This is a genomic window from Hymenobacter sp. BT559 (assembly GCF_017571525.1).
Lineage (GTDB): Bacteria > Bacteroidota > Bacteroidia > Cytophagales > Hymenobacteraceae > Hymenobacter > Hymenobacter ginsengisoli.
Window position 1 is genome coordinate 110,182 of the sequence record NZ_JAGETY010000006.1, and the last position, 17,521, is coordinate 127,702.

The window sequence follows — 17,521 nt, forward strand, 5'->3', positions numbered from 1 at the left end:
AATGTTGGATGGAAGCGCGGGGCAAAAGTTTAATAGGCTTCGTCGGCGTTTGTGGCCGGGGTGTCGGCCGCCGTTACGTATTCTTCGATTTTACGGGCTGCGTGGTGGTAGCTGGCTTTCAAGGCGCCCACGCTGGTGCCGGTCACTTCGGCCATCTGCTCGTAGGGCATTTCGTCGTAATAACGCAGGTTGAACACCAGTCGCTGCTTGTCGGGCAGGCGTAGAATGGCTTTTTGCAGCTTCAGTTCAATCTCGTCGCCGGCCACGGCTGGGTCGGCCTCCAGCTTGGCGGCCAGCTCGGCACCCACGTCGTTGAGGGGCAGAAAAAACTTGCGCCGCTTGCTTTGCAGAAAGCTCAGGCACTCGTTGGTGGCAATGCGGTAAATCCAAGTAAAGAGCTGGGCATCCTGCCGAAAGTTGTCCAGGTTTTTCCACACCTTCACAAATACGTCCTGCGTGAGGTCGTCGGCATCGTCGTGGTCTACCACCATCTTGCGCACGTGCCAATACACCTTCTGCTGGTACTTGCGCACCAACTGATTGAAGGCCAGATTGCGGCTGGCGGGCTCGTGAAACTTGGCGAGGATTTCGTGGTCTTCCAAACGCAGAAAGCAGGCAATGGTGCAGGTTGGACGACGGGCGGGCTTCGAAGTTTAATGGACTAGCCCTACCGCCCGGTCTCACCGCCCAAAAATGCTCAGCGAGGTCGTCTGGGCCGAGCGGATGGTGAAGTTGCGCACGTCCGTAAACTTGCTGCCGTTGCTGGTGGCCGTGCGAAACACGAGCCGGTAGGCGCCCGGCTGCATGGCCAGGTTGACCTTGCTGCTAGTCTCGGGCAGGTTATAAATCCAGGTCTGCGACTCATCATCATTAAGCCTGTAGATGCTGCCAAAGCCTTTGAGGTCAGACGTAATATTGAGCGTGCCGGGCACGGCGTAGGTTACGGTAGCAGTCTGGCCCTGGCGGATGCTCACGCGCTGGGTGAGGCGCGGCAGCGTCAGGATTTCAACCTCATAGTTGCCAGCCAACAGTTTCTGCTTGCTGCCAAACGGCAGGGCTAGCCCAGTAGCCGAGCTGCCTTGGGCCCGCACCACGGCCTGCACCGCGCCGCCGTAGGGATTGGGCGAAATATTGGCCGGCTGCAGGGCTAGCGTGCCCTGGGGCGTCTTGAAATTTAGCACATTGGCCTTGCCTGCCCGGATAGCAATATTGGGCTGCCGCACGGCCGGCACCGTGTTTATGACCAAGTCGTAGCTCTGCAGGGCGTCGATGTCGAGCACGTCGGCCTTGCCCTGGGCGTCGCGGTAATGCACGTAGTTGTACTCGGGCTGCCCGGTCACGTTGTTCACAAACGTCATGTTCACGTTTGTTTCTACCGGCCGGCCGGCCTCGTCGGTGAGGTTTACGGCCACCGTGGTTTTGGCCAGGGTTTGGGCTATCACATCGTTGAGTACCGTTTGGAAGGTCTTGACCTCGGCCGCATTATAGTACTTGCCCAGGCAGGCCAGCGCCTGCCCAAAGTCTTTTTCGGCCCCAATGCCAATCACGAAGGGCTTAAGAAACACCCGCTTGCGCTGCAGGGCTAGCGAGGCCGCGCAGGGGTCGCCCTTGCACGACTCTACACCGTCGGTGATGAGCAGCAGCACGTTGCGCGAGGTTTTATCCAGGGGAAAATCCTTGGCCGACTGCTCCAGCGAGTAGGTGATGGGCGTGTTCCCCTGCGCCTTCAGTGTCTTGAGCCGGGCCTTGATGGCGGCGGCATTGCGGGGCGCGAAGGGCACTTCGAGGCGCGAGTCTTCGCAGTTTTGCTCGGCGTTGGCGTGCTGGTGGCCGTACACGCGCAGGCCCAGCTCCAGATTGGGGTAGGCGTTGAGCGAGTCGGCCATCTTGGCCAGCAGGCGCTTGGCCACCTCCCAGCGCGGCTGGCCCTCCCACGGCGCCATCATCGAGCCCGAGGCATCGAGCAGAAATAAAATGCGCGTCACCTTCGGCTTGACGGGTGGCGCATTTTGGGCCCGGCTGGCGAGGCAGCTTATCAGCAGCAGGCAGGCTAGCAGGCAACTGGTAGCAAGGCGGGTAAAAGAGCGGCGCGGGACTAGCATCGCCGAAATTTACAGCGGCGCCCGCAACTTCCCCTTCGGGCGCCAGCCCCGCAGCTAGGCCCTATTCTACGACCAAGCATGCTGGTAGTAAGGCTTGCCCTAGCCAACACCGCTTAGCTTCGTGCTGCTGTTGCTGTCCGTTGTAATCAATCAAAAAACTTGGGAAAACGCTAAGCAAATCAGTGCACACGCCTGGGGATGAGGTATTGGAACCTGCACGATACCATAGCGTATGCTATTGCTTATAAGAGAAGTAGCTTCGAGCAAATGTTAGGTGTCAACTTGCATGCCTCCTGCCTGCAAGTTTAAGTTCCAGTAGCTCAGGTCGTTCCCACTTCTTCCACTATTGAATCGCGGCAGCGCTGTTATGCGCCTCGGCTACTTAGTTACTCGTTCCGCAACCTCATAATCGCCTGTTTCGCCTGCCTGTTTCATGTCAACTATTCTTATCTGGATTATCTCGCTAGTATCTATTGCTCTGGTTATCATCCGGCCCTTCAAGGTGCCAGAATATGTGTGGGCCGTTAGCGGTGCCGGGCTGCTGCTGCTAGCCCGGCTGCTTACGCCGGCCGAGGGGCTAGCAGGCGTGGGCAAGGGCCTGGATGTGTACCTGTTCCTGACGGGTATGATGCTGCTGGCCGAAGTAGCCCGCGAGGAAAAGCTCTTCGACTGGCTGGCCGCCCACGCCACCAAGCTGGCCAGGGGCTCGGCCCAGCGGTTGTTTCTGCTCATCTACCTGGTGGGGGTGGTTGTCACGGCGCTGCTCTCCAACGATGCTACGGCAGTTGTGCTCACGCCGGCCGTGGCCAGCGCCGTGCGGGCTGCCAGGGTCAAAAGCCCACTGCCCTACCTGTTCATCTGCGCTTTTATCGCCAATGCCGCCTCGTTTGTGCTGCCCATCTCCAACCCGGCCAATCTGGTTATTTATGGCGCACACATGCCGCCCCTGCTGGTGTGGCTGCCGCGTTACCTGCTGCCGGCGGTTGTTTCTATCGGCGCCACCTATGCCATGCTGCGCTACACTCAGCGCGCCGAGCTAAAGCAGCCTATCGATAAGGACCTTGAGCTGCCCACTCTGGCGCGCGGCGGCCAGGTGGCGCTGGCCGGTATCGGTGTCACGGCCGTGACGCTGCTGCTGGCCTCGGGCTTCGACCAGCCGCTCGGCCTGCCCACGGCTATTACGGGCACGCTCACGGCAGTGGTGGGGTTGCTGGTGGCCCGTAAAAACCCCTTCAGCATCGTCAAAAACGTATCGTGGGCCGTGCTGCCGCTGGTAGCTGGGCTGTTTGTGCTGGTCGAAGCGCTGGGCAAAACCGGTATTAGGCAGTGGCTGGCGGGGGTGCTTACGCACGGCGCCCAGCAGTCGGCCGCCGCTACCACCTGGGCTAGCGGGGTGGGGGTCGCCTTGCTGTGCAACGTGATGAACAACCTGCCCGCCGGCCTCATCGCCGGCAACGTGATGCAAGCTGCCCAGGTGCCCGAAACCGTAAAAAGTGCCGTGCTCATTGGCATCGACCTTGGCCCCAACCTGTCCATTACCGGCTCGCTGGCCACCCTGCTGTGGCTGGTAGCCCTGCGCCGCGAAAACATCGACGTGAGCGCCTGGCAATTTCTTAAGCTCGGCGCGCTGGTCATGACCGTGCCACTGGTGCTGGCTATCGCGTCGCTGTTGGTGTAGCCATTGGAGGCATGGGTTGCTTCTTGCGCGCACTCCCGCTCGTTTCGCGCCCCAACTGCCAGGTATCTCAGGCCGCTAGGGGCTGCGCCGGCGCTACTGCCCCAACAGCCCCAGGTGTGCCAAATGGTGCTGGCCGTGCCAGGCGTATTGCACCAAAGCCTGCTCGAGCGTGCTCGTGGTCTGGTAGCGCGGGTGGTAAAAGGTGCGCTGCCACTGCGCCTCGCTCAGGTTTTGCAATAAGATAACCCAGCGGGCATGCAGGCTTTCGAGCAGGGCTAGCGACACGGCTAGGGGCGTCACAGCCACATCGGGCAGCGTGGCCCAGGCCTGCTCATCGAAGGGCCGCACGGTCGGGTTGTCCTCCGTAAGGGCTAGCCGGAAGCGGCTGTACAGATTGGGGTGCGTATCGGCCAGGTGATGCACCACCTGGCGGCCCGTCCAGCCGCCGGGGCGGTAGGGTTGCTCCATGCGTGCAGGCCCGGCCCGCTCTACCGCTGCCTTCAGCAGCGCCGGAAATTCGGCTAGCTGCTGCAAGTAGGGGGCGCGCCCGGTCGGCGTGAGTGGGGCGGCAGGCAACTGCGGCCGGCCAATAGGAAAGCGCAGGTAGTCGTTGGCGGGAGAGGGGAATGAGGAGAGCATAACGGAAAAATTGTTAGGCCCCAAAAGTAGTGTTTGCCTCAGCGGCAATTGCCGGACCTGCTGGTATAGCTTACTTCTTAGGCTTGCCTAAAGCCATTGCCAAAATGGCCGCCGCATACTATCAGTAGCCGTCGGCTCAATGATAGTGCGCGTTCCCTCAGGGCTCGTGATGGTAGTCGTATTGCCTGTGCGCTCCCGCGCCGCGCAGTAGAAAGCACTTCTTCATCGGAAAGCCAATTTCGCACCCCTAGCCAGAATAGTATGGTCAGGTTTACTAACAGATACTATTCACCAGATATATGCTCCACTGCCGCGCCAGCGGTAAGCCGGCAATGCACCGATAGGGTCGTGCAAGCGACTCGTTTTATAGGAGGCACAGCCTCCCTGAATAAAAAGCACTAGTTACGCTGCGCTAAACTCGCGCCAGTATGGTAAGTGCTTCATTTTTGGAATTTTATATCAATCAAAATTATACCTGATTTCTCTTTATTCCCTTGCTCATTAAATAGAGCCCTAGCAAAATGCAGATACCTGCACTCATTATTTCAGAATCTAAATTTCGGCCACTTTTAAGATTCATCCCAGTATTTATCCCCGCGGCAATTATAAACGCACCTAAAGCGATAAAAAATATTTTCATAGAACAAACTAAACCCCCGCGCCAGCCTCTCAGCCAACGCGGGGGTTTGTGTTAATTGGCGACTGCCAAGCTACTACATATTCTTAATAATCTCGTCGCCGAACTCGCTCGTTTTGAGCAAGGTAGCGCCTTCCATCTGGCGCTCGAAGTCGTAGGTGACGCGCTTGCTGGCAATGGCGGCTTCGAGGCCTTTATTGATGAGGGCAGCGGCTTCTTTCCAACCCAGGTGCTCGAGCATCATCACGCCCGAGAGGATAACCGAGCCGGGGTTCACCTTATCTTGGTTGGCGTATTTGGGCGCGGTGCCGTGCGTAGCCTCGAAGATGGCGTGGCCGGTCACGTAGTTGATGTTGGCGCCCGGCGCGATGCCGATGCCGCCCACGATGGCCGCCAGGGCATCGGAGATGTAGTCGCCGTTCAGGTTCAGGGTAGCCACTACCGAGTACTCCGACGGGCGAAGCAGGATTTGCTGCAGGAAGGCATCGGCGATGCTGTCCTTGATGATGAGCTTGCCCTGGTCCTGCGCTTGCTTTTGCAGGGCATCGGCCACCTGCACGCCTTGTTTGGCCACGATTTTGTCGTACTGCGCCCAAGTGAATACCTTGGCGCCAAACTCCTTCTCGGCCAGCTCGTAGCCCCAGGTTTTGAACGCGCCCTCGGTGAATTTCATGATATTGCCCTTATGCACCAGCGTCACCGAAGGCAGCTTGTTGTCGAGGGCGTACTTGATGGCGGCGCGCACGAGGCGCTCGGTGCCTTCTTTCGATACCGGCTTAATGCCGAACGACGACGACTCGGGGAAGCGAATCTTCTTCACGCCCATCTCGTCTTGCAGGAATTCAAGCATTTTCTGAGCCTGCGGCGTGCCGTTCATGTACTCGATGCCGGCGTAGATGTCCTCCGTGTTTTCGCGGAAGATGACCATATTAGTCAGCTCGGGGTGCTTCACGGGCGAGGGCACGCCGTCGTAGTAGCGTACGGGGCGCACGCAGGCATACAGGTCCAGCTCCTGGCGCAGGGCCACGTTGAGCGAGCGGATGCCGCCGCCCACGGGCGTGGTCAGCGGGCCTTTAATGCCCACCAGGTAGTCTCGGAAGGCGTCCAGCGTTTCGGCGGGCAGCCAGTTGTTGAGTTGCTTGTAGGCTTTTTCACCGGCCAGCACTTCTTTCCACACCAGCTTCTTCTTGCCGCCGTAGGCTTTTTCAACCGCGGCATCGAATACGCGCTGCGAGGCCCGCCAAATGTCCGGCCCAATACCATCGCCCTCAATAAAGGGAATGGTCGGTTGGTCGGGTACATTCAGCTTGCCATTTTTAATGGTGATTTTTTGCTCTGCCATGAGGAAAAAGATTGTCTAGTAGTTAGTTGTCAGTTCAGGTGGGAAATCTTATTTGGTGCCAGCCCGTCGGTTAGGGTGGCTGGCCTCGTCTGTCATTGCGAGTAAAGCGAAGCAATCTTTCCTTGTCGTTGGAGTAGTACCCCTAGCGGTAAGGAAGGATTGCTTCGCTTTACTCGCAATGACAGGCGGTAAATGGATTATTACTCAATACCCGAAAATTTCTTTCAGGGTCAGTTGCTGGACGGTGCCGTACTTGGCCAGCTCCTTGAAATTCAGTCTGTCCTTAGAGCCGATAACCAAGATGACCTGGTTTTGGCCCCGAATCTTGGCCTGCTGAAATTTCTGCAATTCGGCAAACGTCATGTTCTGGGTTTGGTCATACACGTCGCGGCGCAGGTCGTAATCGAGACCTAGCCGGCGGGCGCGCTCGTAGCTGAGCAAGATGCCTTCGTGGGTAATGCGGTCGGTGGCAATGCTGTTGCGAATGCTCTGCTTGGCAATGGCTAGGTTGGCATCGGCTAGGGGCATATCGGTGAGCAGACCTTCCATGCCGGCCATGGCCTCGGGCAGTTTATCGCTCTGCGTGCCGATGTAGCTGAGGATGTAGTTGGAGCGGCCCGTCTTATCGGCGTTCGCGTAGCGTGACATGGCCGAGTAGGCTAGGGCCTTGCTCTCGCGCAAATCCTGGAAGACGATGCTGCCCATGCCGCCGCCGAAGTACTCGTTGTAGAGCGCCACGGTGGGGGCTAGCGCACGGTCGTAGATGTCGCCCTTGGTCAGGAACAGGATTTCGGCCTGCACCATCTTGTAGTCAACCCAGTAGACCTTTTTGTCTTTCAACGGTTGCTCGGCGAAGTCCTTGGCCGGTGGGGTCGGCTTGAGCTTAGCAGGTGTGCGGTGGTCGGCAGCGATTATTTCTGTAATGCCATCCGAACCTACTGTAATGGATTTTCCATTGTTATCACGTCCCATATGGTAGCTCCCATCCATACGACGAGGCCCATAGTACAGCACGCGGTGCTGGTACGTCGGCAGCGATTTCAGTAGGCTCGTCAGCTGCTCCGGCTTCAACGCTTTCAGCTGCGCCTCGGGCACGATGTTCGTAAACGGATTGCGCGGGCCATACTTGGCGTAGTTCAGCATGGCCTGATTCAGAATCACGCCCTTATTGAGTTTAGCATCCTGGCGCTGCTTCAAAATGCCGGCCACCTGGTTTTTGAGGGCCGCCGCGTCGGGGCGCGGGTTGTTTAGCAACTGCTCAAACAGCAGCATGGCTGGCTTCAGGTTGCTGTCGAGCCCGCTGAGGCTGATGAGCACGCGGTCCTGGCTGCTGCTGACGGCAAACGAGCAGCCTAGCTTGTAAAACTCCTGTTGCAGCTGTGCCGCCGAGTGCTGGCCGGTGCCCAGGTACTGCAAATAATCGGTAGCTACGTCGAGCAGCGGATTATTATTGGTACCCAGGTCGATAGCGTAGAACAGGCTGAACAGCCCATTCTCGGTATTCCTGGTGTAGTACAGCGGCAGGCCGGGCTTGATATCGGCCGTTTGAATGTCCTTCTTGTAGTCGAGGAATACCGGCTTTAACTCGGTGCTGGGCAGCTTCGATACTTCGGTGTAGTAAGCCGAAGCCGCATCGCGGTTGGCGGGCACCGGCGTGATGGCCGGCTTCACCACTTTCACTTTGTTGGGGTCTTCGCCAGTGCGCTTGAACACAGCCACGTAGTTCTGGCCGTAGTTGTCGTTGGCAAACTTGACGATTTCGGCCTTCGTGATGGTGGCAAAATCCTCGTTCTGCTTCAGGTAGTCGGCCCAGCTCACGCGCTCGATAAACGCCTCGTACATGGCGCTAGCCCGCGCCTCGTTGCTTTCGTAGCTCTTGGTGCGGCTCAGCTTCTCGTTGTTTACGATGGCCGGAATGAGCCAGTCAGGGAAGTCGCCGCGCTTCACTTTGGCTACTTCGGCCAGCATCAGGGCCTGCACCTCTTCCAGCTTCTGGCCCTGGCGCGGCGTGCCGTAGAGCACGTGCGTCGAGTAGTCGTCGTTGAGGTCAGCGAAGGTCTGGGCTTGCAGCACGCGCTGCTGCTGGTTCAGGTCGAGGTCGAAGAGGCCGGCCTGGCCGTTGGTCAGGATTCTGTCCAGCATGCGCAGGCGCAGGGCATCACGGGTAGCCTTGCCAGGAAAACGATACCCTAGCATCACATTTTCCGACTGCGGCCCGAGCACTTCTTTGGTAATGGGCGCGGTAATGGGCTTCTCGACCGGGGCCACGAATGCCGGGGCCGGCTTACCCTGCCAAGCACCAAAATATTTATCAATCAGTCGAATGGTCTGGTCGTAGTCCAGGTCGCCGCTCAGGCACAGCGCTACGTTGCTAGGCACGTAATACTGGCCGAAGTACTTCTTAATCTCGGTTATCGACGGGTTTTGCAGGTGCTCAATCGTGCCGATGGTCGTCTGTGTACCGTAGGGGTGGGTAGGGTAGAGGCTGGCATTCAACGCCTCAAACTCCTTGCTGAAATCCGAATCCAGCCCCCGGTTTTTCTCCTCATACACAGCCTCCAGCTCAGTATGAAACAAGCGTGGCACCATCTCGGTAAAGCGCTCGCTTTGCACGGCGGCCCACTTTTCGAGCTGGTTGCTCGGAATGTCTTCCTGGTAAACCGTCTCCTCATTGGAGGTGTGTGCGTTCGAGCCCTTGGCCCCGATGCTGCCCATCAGCTTGTCGTACTCGTTGGGCACGGCGTAGCGCGCCGCTACCCCGGAAACAGAATCAATCTGATGATACGTGCGCTTGCGAGCCACCGGGTCGTTGCGCTCGCCCCGATAGGTTTCGTACAGCGCCTCAATCTTATCCAATTCGGGCTTCTCCTTGGCCCAATCCTTGGTGCCAAGCCGCGAGGTACCCTTGAACACCATATGCTCCAGGTAATGGGCTAGCCCGGTAGCGGTAGCCGGGTCGTTCTTGGAGCCGGCGCGCACCGCTACGTAGGTTTGAATGCGGGGCGCGTTTTTGTAGTCCGACAGGTAGACGGTCAGGCCATTATCCAGCTTATACACACGCACCCCCAGCGGGTCGTTGGGCGCCGTTTCGTAGCGATATTCTTTGGCCGGGGCCGGGCTGGCGGCGGGGGCAGTAGTGGCCGCCGTAGTGGCCGGCTTGCTCGATTGGCACTGCGTGGTGAGGCCGAGGGCCGCCAGGGCGGGCAGCAAAAGCAACAACGGTCGATTCACAAACAGGCTAGTCAGAGCGCGGGGGACTACAATAAGGGGCACAAAGGTAGAAGTTCATGCGAGGAATAAAAAACAAAAAAATCAATTCCACTGAGTTACCTTTACAGGTTTGATTTGAGCGGTAGCACCTTATAAAGTACATATTTGCGCCAAAACGTTGCCAGGGATTGCAATAAAAACCTGGCGGTTGTGTCAGCAGGAGCTCACTAGTCGATTACCTCCTTCTTAAATGGCCCAAACAGTTTTCATTACCGGCACCTCGACCGGTATCGGCGCCGCTGCCGTGCGGCTTTTTGCGGCCCATGGCTGGCAGGTGGCGGCCACCATGCGCAATCCCGCCGATGCCAAATTTGGCGACCTGCCCGGCGTGCGCTTGTACGCGCTCGACGTCACGGATGCCGCCTCAGTGCAAGAGGCCGTAGCCCAGGCGCAACACGATTTTGGGCAGCTCGATGTACTGGTCAACAACGCCGGCTATGGGTTGGTGGGCCCCTTCGAGACGGCTACAACGGCGCAGATTCAGCAGCAGTTTGCTACCAATATGTTCGGCGTTTTTGCCGTGACGCAGGCCGTGCTGCCCGCCCTGCGGGCGCAGCACTCGGGCATTATCATCAATATTACCTCGGTGGGCGGGCGCACGGGCTTCCCTATGAACTCGCTTTACCACGCCACCAAATTCGGGCTCGATGGCTTTTCCGAGTCGCTGTGGTATGAGCTGGCGCCGTTCGGCATTCAAGTGAAAGTGGTGGCGCCGGGCGGCGTGGCCACCGATTTCGCCACCCGCTCGCTGCACCTCACCGCTAGCCCCGACGATGCCGCCAACCCCTACGCCGGCCAGATGCGCGCCGTGCTCGACGCCTTCAGCGGTCGCGCGGGCAACGCCTCGCAGCCCGAGCAAATTGCCGAAGTCATCTACCAGGCTGCTACCGATGGTTCGTCGCAGCTGCGCTACATCGCCGGTGCCGATGCGCAAAGCCTGCTAGCCACGAAGGCGCAAATGCCCGAGGCCGACTTTATGCAGATGATACAGAAAAGCTTTGGTGGCTAGGGGGCAATTTTGGACAAAAACCAAAGAAAGCAGCAAAGGATGCGCAATTGTCTCACTACCATGAAGTAATTGCTGCCGACATATAAGTGCATAAAAAATCCCGGTCACGCTAGTTGTGGCCGGGATCTTTGATTTGAGCTAGCGGCTATTCGGCGCTAGGGGTTGCCGAGGGCTCGGCCGCTGGCATAGTGCCATCGGCCGGGCGCGGGCCTTTGCCGCGGTTGCGGCCGCCGCGCTTGCGGCGGCGCTGGCCTTCAGGCTTGTCGCCATCGGCGCGGGGCTCGCGGGGCGCAGGGTTTTCGCCGTCGGCGCGGGGTTCGCGCGGTGGCCGGGCCTCCCCGGCTGGGCGGGGCTCGCGGGGCGGGCGGGCTTCACGCGGGGCCTCACCTTCGGGGCGCGGGGCGCGGGGGGGGCGCGCTTCGCGGGGCGGGGCTACGTAAGCGTTCACGGGTGTCTGGCCGGCGTCGATGGCGGCCAGGCGGGCGGCCGCATTGGCTAGCCGCTCGGCGCGCTGCGGGTCGTTCTTATCGCCGTCGCGACGGGGGCCTCGGTCGCGACCACCGCCACTGCGGCGGTCGCCGTCAGGGCGCGGGCCACGGTCACCTTCGGAGCGGGGGCCGCGGTCACGGCCACCACTGCCGCCGCTACGGCCACCATCGCGCGGGCCGGTTTTGCCGCGCAGGCCGCTAAAGCGTTTGGGGTCAAACTCGGGCGCGGGGCCGTAGCCCAAGCCTTCGGTAATGGCCTGCTTCTCAATCTCGCGCTCGATGAGCTTCTCGATTTTGATGATTCGGTCCTGGTCCTGGTCGGCGATGAAGGTGATGGCCGTGCCCGTAGTAGCGGCCCTAGCGGTGCGGCCGATGCGGTGCACGTAATCCTCGGCAGCGCGGGGCACGTCGAAGTTCACCACGTGGCTCAGCGAGTCAATATCAATGCCCCGGCTCACCACGTCGGTGGCCACGAGGATGGGAAACTGCTTGTTTTTGAAGGCACGCATAGTGGCTTCGCGCTCTTCCTGGGTGCGGTCCGAGCTGATGCCCTGGGCCGGGTAGCCCAGCTTGTTGAGCGAGCGCACGATGCCGGCGACGGCCGACTTCTTGCTGGTAAAAAGCACCATGCTTTGCACGTCCTGAGCTTTGATGAGGTGCTCTAGCACGGGCAGCTTTTGGTGGTCAAAAGTCATGTAAAACTGCTGGTTGATGCCAGCGGCGGGCTTGCTCACGGCGAGGCGTACCTCGTCGGGCTCGTGCAGAATCTGCTGCGAGAAGTCGCGGATTTTGCTCGGCATGGTGGCCGAGAATAGCAGCGTCTGACGCGTTTTAGGCAGCTGCCGCACAATGTTGAGGATGTCATCGGCAAAGCCCATATCCATCATCTTATCGGCCTCGTCGAGCACCAGGTATTTGAGGTCGTCAAACTTGACGTACCCTAGCTGCATGTGAGCGATGAGGCGGCCGGGCGTGGCAATAATAATATCGGCCCCGCTCGTGAGGGCCCGCTTTTGCTGCTCCCAGTTTTCACTTTTGCCACCGCCATAAATGGCAATGGAGGAGGCTTCTACAAAGTAGCCGAAGCCCGTTACCTGCTCATCAATCTGGGTGGCCAGCTCGCGGGTGGGTACCAGCACCAGGGTCGACGTGGTGCCGTGCTTGGCGTGCGAAATCTTGTCGAGCAGCGGCACGAGGTAGGCGGCCGTCTTGCCCGTGCCGGTCTGGGCGCAGGCAATGAGGTCTTTGCCAGCCAGGATTTTCGGAATTGCCTGCTCCTGGATAGGCGTGGCGTTGAGGTAGTTCATGGCGTCCACGCCAGCCAGCAGGTCGTCGTGGAGATTAAAATCGTGGAAAGTCAAGAGTGCAGCTGGTAAAGTGAATAAATTAGGGCTGACCTTGCATTTCCTGGTCAGCAAAACCGCTTGATTTAGAACAAAGGTAAGCCGGATAAGTGCCCGGCTTGCGGGCTGGTGCGTAGGGGTAGCTTTAGCTTGCCGTTTTATCGGCAGCTGCCCTGGCGGCAGGCTAAAGCTACCCTTACTACTCGCATGGCCCTCGACCGCTTTTCTGCCCAGGCTGCACAATACGCTCGCTACCGTATTGACTATCCAGCTGAACTCTATGCCTGGCTGTTGCCGCAGGTGGCCAACCACTTGCGCGCCTGGGACTGCGCTACCGGCAATGGCCAGGTGGCGGCCGTGCTAGCCCGGCACTTTCGCGAGGTAGAAGCTACAGACCTTAGCGCCAGCCAGCTGGCCGAAGCGCCCCGGCTGCCCAACGTACGCTACCAGGTGGCCACAGCCGAACATTCGCCTTTTCCCGACGATTACTTTGACCTCATCACGGTGGGGCAGGCGGTGCATTGGTTCGATTCGGAGGCTTACCACCGCGAGGTGCGGCGCGTGGCCGGCCCCGGCGCTACCCTGGCCGAGTGGGGCTATGGCCTGAGCCAGACCGGCGACGACGCGATGGACGCGCTCATCCGGCGCTTCCACGACGACACCGTGGGCCCGTACTGGGATGCCAACCGCTGGCACGTGCTGGATGAGTACGCCCGGCTGCCGTTTCCCTTCGCTAGGGTGCGCCGGGCACGCTTCGAGGTGCGCAAGAAGTGGTCGGCGGCGTGGTACCTCGACTACCTGCGCACGTGGTCGGCAGTGGCTAACTATGGCCGGCAGCACGAGGGTGCCGACGCCGTGCTGCTGGTAGCCGACGAACTCACGCGGCTCTGGGGACAGGGCGAGCGGGAGATAACATTTCCGGTATTCGCGCGGGCTGGCGTGGTGTAGCGGCTAGGGTAGCTTTGGTGTAATATTCCTGCGGCGAAGGCGATGAAGCCAGCCGTACCTATCAGTTGCTTCCATGACTTCTTCCCTTCCCTTCGATGGCCTGCGCGTACTGGAGCTGGCGGCCGTACTGGCTGGCCCACAAGTAGGCCAGTTTTTTGCGGAGCTAGGAGCAACGGTTCTAAAAATAGAGCCGCCCACTGGCGACGTAACGCGTACCTGGCGCACCCCCGGCGACGAGCCCGACAGCTCGGTGTCGGCGTATTTTGCCGCCTCCAACTGGGGCAAAACTTCACTGGTGCTCGACCTCACCGAAGCTGCCGCTCAGGCTGAGCTGCACCGGCTGGCCGGCGAGGCCGACATTCTTATTGCGAGCTACAAGCCCGGCGATGCCGAGAAGTTTGGTGTTTCCTACGCCACGCTGGCCGGGGCCAATCCGCGCCTTATTTATGCGCACCTCACGGGCTATGGGCCGGCTAGCCCCCGCGTGGGCTACGATGCCGTGCTGCAAGCCGAAACCGGCTTTATGCACCTCAACGCGGCCAGCCCGGCCGACCCGCCGCAGAAGATGCCAGTGGCACTTATCGACCTGCTGGCCGCGCATCAGCTCAAGGAAGGTATTCTTACGGCGCTTTATCAGCGCGAAAAAACCGGTCGGGGTGCTTTTCTCACCGTGAGCTTGCTCGACAGCGCGCTAGCCTCGCTGGCCAACCAGGGCGCTACCTGGCTTGTGACCGGCCACGACCCCCTGGCGCTTGGTTCGGGCCACCCCGGCATTGTGCCCTACGGCACCGTGTACCGCGCCGCCGATGGCCAGCGCCTGGTGCTGGCGGTGGGCACCGATGCGCAGTTTCGGCAGCTGTGCCTGGTGCTGATGCGCCCGCACTGGGCCGCCGAGCCGCGCTTTGCCACCAACTCAGCCAGGGTACGCCACCGGACGGCCCTTGAGGAGCTGCTGCTTGTGCGCATTGCCGAGCTCGACAGTACTGCCCTGCTGCACGAGCTGGCCCGGCTAGGGGTACCCGCCGGCGCCGTGCGCACCGTAGGCGAGGCCCTGAGCCAGGAGGCAGCCCAGGCTATGCTGCTGCCACCTCAGGGTCCGGCATTTCCCTTCGCTGGGCTGCGCACGGTGGCATTTCGCAGCTCGGCGTGGTCCGTGGCGGCGCAGCTGCCCGCGCCCCCGGTGCTACCTGCCAGATAGGGGCTAGCGGATAAGTAAACTCGGCCGTGCAACGCCGGAGGGGGCTTTGCCGTTGAGCCAGTTCTTACGCTCCCTCCCATGACTTCTGCATTTGTATCGCGCCTGCTGGGCGTGCTGCTGCTAGGGCTGTTGCTGCTGGCACAACGGCCGGCCCGGGCCTACTCGGTGCTCAGCCACCAGGCCAATATCGACTCGTGCTGGCTGCCTTGCCTGCGGCCGGCCATTGAGCGCCGCTTTCCGGGCGCTACGCCCGATGAGCTGCGCGAAGCCAAGGCCTACGCCTACGGCGGCGCCATCATCCAGGATATGGGGTATTATCCCTTTGGCTCGCCGCTGTTTACCAACCTCACGCATTATGTGCGCTCGGGCGACTTCGTGGAAAACCTGCTCAAAGAAGCCCACGACCGCAACGAGTATGCCTTTGCGCTAGGAGCGCTGGCGCACTATGCGGCCGATATCTACGGCCACGAAATGGGTATCAATCGGTCGGTACCGCTGCTGTTTCCCAAGCTCAAGGCTGAGTACGGCCCCGTTGTGACCTACGCGGAAGACCCGGTGGCCCACGGGCGCACCGAGTTTGCCTTCGATGTGACGCAGCTGGCGGCCGGCAAATACCGGTCGGCAGCTTATCACGATTTTATTGGCTTCAAGGTCAGCAAAGAAGCCTTGGAGCGCGCTTTTGCCCGCACCTATGGCATCGAGTTGAAGCAGGTTCTCTTTAACGTTGACTTGGCGCTGGGGTCCTATCGCTTTGCCGTGCGCAACTTAATTCCGCTGGCTAGCCGGGCGGCGTGGCGCGCCAACCGGCATAAGCTGCGCGAGGTAAATAACCGCATCCGCCGCCGGGACTACGTCTACAAACAAGGCAAAGACGAGTTTGAGAAAGAGTTTGGGACTGCCTACGAGCACCCCAAGCTAGGGGCGCGCATCGTGGCTGGCATCATCGATATTCTGCCTAAAGTGGGCAAGTTGAAGAGCCTGAAGTTCATCGCGCCTTCGCCCGAAGCACAGGCGCTGTTTCGGGCCAGCTTCAAGCAGACAATGGTAACGCTGTGCAGGTTTACCAACGAGCAAATGGCCATTGACAAGCCGGCGCCCGACCTGGTGAATACCGATTTCGACACTGGCCACCCTACCAAGATTGGCGAGTACAGCCTGGCCGACCGCACCTATGGCGAGTGGGTGCGCGAGCTGGCCAAACGCGATTTTAAAGATGTTTCGGCGCCCATGCGCCAAAATATCCTGGCCTTTTTCGGCAATGCCAACCAAGCGCCTATTGATGCTGAAGAGAAGGAAAAAGACAATCGCGCCAAGACGGAAGAAGCGCTAGCCCGCCTGCGCTCGCTGAAGATGTAGCACCCGTAGGCGGCCTAGCGGCCTTTATTCATCGCCCCGGTTGCTGGGTAGGCCGGGAGGAGGTGTGCCCTGGTTACCGCGCAACGTCGGGATGCCCATTTTCTCCTCCCGCTTCTGCTGGTAGCGCGCAAACTGCGTAGACGTGAGCACATCCTTCAGCTGGTCGAGCCTGGCCAGGCTAACGTCGTCGATGTAGCTTTTTAGCTTGGCCGGGTTGTCGTGGTAGCGCTGGCGGGCTGCTTCTACATTGCGCACTGATGTTAGGTTGATGGAGCGCACCTTTTCAACCTGAGCCGGCGTGAGAGCCAATGCCTGGGCCATGTTAGTCGTCAGGGCATCGGCCCGCGCCGAGGTGCTGGCCGCGACTGGCGGAGTGGAAGTAACTGGTTGCGTAGCAGGCGTAGGGTGCTTGGCCTGCGCCAGGAGCGTGACAGGGGCTAAAAGCAGGGCAGCTAGCAGAGCAGTCGGGGAGATATGCATAACTTATAAAAGCCTAAATGCCGAATTAGTTGAAGCGTTTGAGCTGGGTGGCAACAAAGCTACTTTTAGGCCAGTTCATAAAAAAAACCGCTGTGAGCAGCGGTTTTTTTATGAAGAGCAATGTACGAGCCTATTAGGGCTTGATTGTAACGGTGCCCGACTTGCCGTCGGCGCTCGGGGCTAGCACGATATTATACGTGCCGGCCGTAGTGATTTGCAGGTTGTTGTTGCCATTAGTGAGTGTGATGCCTTGGGCCAGGCTGCTCATCGTGATAGCGGTTGTTGCCTGCGTAGTTCCAAAGTTTACTGACCAGTCATTGTTAGCACGGAACTTGAATTCAGCGGCTTGCAGGGGAAGACGGGCTTTAAAAGTTTGGCTGTAGCAATCGTAGGTGAGGGCTACATCAGTGCCCCAGTCGGTGCCGGCGGGGCCAATCAGGCTCCAGGTACGACCAGTGGTGTTCGGTACGCATACGGGTGTAGGAGTAGCCGAAAGCGTTACGACCGACGAAGACTGCTTGGTAGCATTTGGGCTCACCGAAGCAACCACGCGCGCGTCTACCTGGCCAGAAGCCCCATAAGGTACCCCTAGCGCAAAGAAGGCGTTTGCCAACTGGGCCTTGGTCAGCGTAATAGCGCCAGCCGAGGTGCCGCCATCGAACGATTGTGGGCTGCTGAAGTCGCCACCTTTTTTATCAATCTGCAGCGAGTAGCTGGTAGCTGACTGGTAGCCAAAGTCGGCAGCGGTGAACGTAAACGTGTCGCCGGTGCTGTTCGCATTAGCGGTAGAAAGCACCAGGTCTGGCGTAGTGGTAGCAACCGAAAGGGCGGGCGCCGCCTTGGGCGTGAGCGTGACTTTCGTCTCGTCCTTCTGGCACGAGCTGAAGCCAAGCAGGGCTAGCGTAAGCAAGCCGGCCGTAGCACGGGTAATAGAGGTAAACATGGGATATACAAGCTAACTGGGTGAGAAAAAGACAGTCGAATACCTAGAGTTCGCAAGCTGTAGCAGCCAAGGGCCCGCCACAGCCTGC

The 17,521-nt window shown here is 59.8% G+C and carries 14 protein-coding genes; 5 read left to right on the forward strand and 9 right to left on the reverse strand.

What is annotated here, in order from left to right; all coding sequences use genetic code 11:
* Positions 1-29: 29 nt before the first annotated feature.
* Positions 30-602 carry an RNA polymerase sigma factor gene (locus tag J4D99_RS10020; RefSeq protein WP_208131564.1) on the reverse strand — a complete coding sequence of 191 codons (573 nt, stop codon included), beginning with the start codon at positions 600-602 and terminating at the stop codon, positions 30-32.
* Positions 603-680: 78 nt separating this feature from the next.
* Positions 681-2,102: a vWA domain-containing protein gene (locus J4D99_RS10025; protein WP_208131565.1), complete on the reverse strand. Its 1,422-nt coding sequence runs from the start codon at positions 2,100-2,102 to the stop codon at positions 681-683.
* A 433-nt stretch (positions 2,103-2,535) separates the two neighbouring features.
* On the opposite strand from J4D99_RS10025, the gene J4D99_RS10030 reads away from it, so the two are divergent.
* Positions 2,536-3,780: an arsenic transporter gene (locus tag J4D99_RS10030; protein ID WP_208131566.1), complete on the forward strand. Its 1,245-nt coding sequence runs from the start codon at positions 2,536-2,538 to the stop codon at positions 3,778-3,780.
* Between the two features lie 93 nt (positions 3,781-3,873).
* Here the strand turns inward: J4D99_RS10030 and J4D99_RS10035 are convergent, their stop codons facing one another.
* The 4 genes from J4D99_RS10035 to J4D99_RS10050 all read right to left on the reverse strand — a co-directional run bounded on the left by J4D99_RS10035 (position 3,874) and on the right by J4D99_RS10050 (position 9,608).
* Positions 3,874-4,419, reverse strand: coding sequence for a YfiT family bacillithiol transferase (locus tag J4D99_RS10035; protein ID WP_208131567.1), 546 nt, complete (start codon positions 4,417-4,419; stop codon positions 3,874-3,876).
* 469 nt (positions 4,420-4,888) lie between these two features.
* Positions 4,889-5,059 carry a hypothetical protein gene (locus J4D99_RS10040; protein WP_208131568.1) on the reverse strand — a complete coding sequence of 57 codons (171 nt, stop codon included), beginning with the start codon at positions 5,057-5,059 and terminating at the stop codon, positions 4,889-4,891.
* A 73-nt stretch (positions 5,060-5,132) separates the two neighbouring features.
* Positions 5,133-6,398: an NADP-dependent isocitrate dehydrogenase gene (icd, locus tag J4D99_RS10045; RefSeq protein ID WP_208131569.1), complete on the reverse strand. Its 1,266-nt coding sequence runs from the start codon at positions 6,396-6,398 to the stop codon at positions 5,133-5,135.
* 204 nt (positions 6,399-6,602) lie between these two features.
* Entirely contained in the window at positions 6,603-9,608 is a 3,006-nt protein-coding gene (locus J4D99_RS10050) for a M16 family metallopeptidase (protein WP_236018609.1), read from the reverse strand.
* 250 nt (positions 9,609-9,858) lie between these two features.
* Between J4D99_RS10050 and J4D99_RS10055 the strand changes: the two genes are divergently transcribed.
* Complete coding sequence (locus J4D99_RS10055) at positions 9,859-10,677, forward strand: SDR family oxidoreductase (protein ID WP_208131570.1); 819 nt, start codon at positions 9,859-9,861, stop codon at positions 10,675-10,677.
* Between the two features lie 145 nt (positions 10,678-10,822).
* Here the strand turns inward: J4D99_RS10055 and J4D99_RS10060 are convergent, their stop codons facing one another.
* The gene (locus J4D99_RS10060) at positions 10,823-12,526 is read right to left on the reverse strand and encodes a DEAD/DEAH box helicase (RefSeq protein WP_458326956.1); all 1,704 of its coding nucleotides are present in this window, start codon (positions 12,524-12,526) and stop codon (positions 10,823-10,825) included.
* A gap of 189 nt (positions 12,527-12,715) precedes the next feature.
* Here J4D99_RS10060 and J4D99_RS10065 point away from each other — a divergent pair, with 189 nt between their 5' ends.
* The 3 genes from J4D99_RS10065 to J4D99_RS10075 all read left to right on the forward strand — a co-directional run bounded on the left by J4D99_RS10065 (position 12,716) and on the right by J4D99_RS10075 (position 16,010).
* On the forward strand, positions 12,716-13,456 hold the full coding sequence (locus J4D99_RS10065; protein WP_208131571.1) for a class I SAM-dependent methyltransferase: 741 nt from the start codon (positions 12,716-12,718) through the stop codon (positions 13,454-13,456).
* Between the two features lie 73 nt (positions 13,457-13,529).
* Positions 13,530-14,654 (forward strand): CaiB/BaiF CoA transferase family protein, encoded by a 1,125-nt coding sequence (locus J4D99_RS10070; protein ID WP_236018610.1) that lies wholly within the window; start codon positions 13,530-13,532, stop codon positions 14,652-14,654.
* 78 nt (positions 14,655-14,732) lie between these two features.
* Entirely contained in the window at positions 14,733-16,010 is a 1,278-nt protein-coding gene (locus tag J4D99_RS10075) for a zinc dependent phospholipase C family protein (protein ID WP_208131572.1), read from the forward strand.
* Between the two features lie 24 nt (positions 16,011-16,034).
* Here the strand turns inward: J4D99_RS10075 and J4D99_RS10080 are convergent, their stop codons facing one another.
* A complete protein-coding gene (locus J4D99_RS10080; RefSeq protein WP_208131573.1) occupies positions 16,035-16,490 on the reverse strand; it encodes a DUF4890 domain-containing protein in 456 nt (151 codons plus the stop codon).
* A gap of 133 nt (positions 16,491-16,623) precedes the next feature.
* Positions 16,624-17,433: a SusE domain-containing protein gene (locus J4D99_RS10085; protein ID WP_208131574.1), complete on the reverse strand. Its 810-nt coding sequence runs from the start codon at positions 17,431-17,433 to the stop codon at positions 16,624-16,626.
* Positions 17,434-17,521 lie beyond the last annotated feature (88 nt).

Coding starts and splice junctions, on each gene's coding strand:
- J4D99_RS10070 (WP_236018610.1), top strand. CDS start 13,530: ATGACTTCTTCCCTTCCCTTCGATGGCCTGCGCGTACTGGAGCTGGCG.
- J4D99_RS10075 (WP_208131572.1), top strand. CDS start 14,733: ATGACTTCTGCATTTGTATCGCGCCTGCTGGGCGTGCTGCTGCTAGGG.
- J4D99_RS10065 (WP_208131571.1), top strand. CDS start 12,716: ATGGCCCTCGACCGCTTTTCTGCCCAGGCTGCACAATACGCTCGCTAC.
- J4D99_RS10085 (WP_208131574.1), bottom strand. CDS start 17,433: ATGTTTACCTCTATTACCCGTGCTACGGCCGGCTTGCTTACGCTAGCC.
- J4D99_RS10035 (WP_208131567.1), bottom strand. CDS start 4,419: ATGCTCTCCTCATTCCCCTCTCCCGCCAACGACTACCTGCGCTTTCCT.
- J4D99_RS10080 (WP_208131573.1), bottom strand. CDS start 16,490: ATGCATATCTCCCCGACTGCTCTGCTAGCTGCCCTGCTTTTAGCCCCT.
- J4D99_RS10040 (WP_208131568.1), bottom strand. CDS start 5,059: ATGAAAATATTTTTTATCGCTTTAGGTGCGTTTATAATTGCCGCGGGG.
- J4D99_RS10025 (WP_208131565.1), bottom strand. CDS start 2,102: ATGCTAGTCCCGCGCCGCTCTTTTACCCGCCTTGCTACCAGTTGCCTG.
- J4D99_RS10055 (WP_208131570.1), top strand. CDS start 9,859: ATGGCCCAAACAGTTTTCATTACCGGCACCTCGACCGGTATCGGCGCC.
- J4D99_RS10030 (WP_208131566.1), top strand. CDS start 2,536: ATGTCAACTATTCTTATCTGGATTATCTCGCTAGTATCTATTGCTCTG.
- icd (WP_208131569.1), bottom strand. CDS start 6,398: ATGGCAGAGCAAAAAATCACCATTAAAAATGGCAAGCTGAATGTACCC.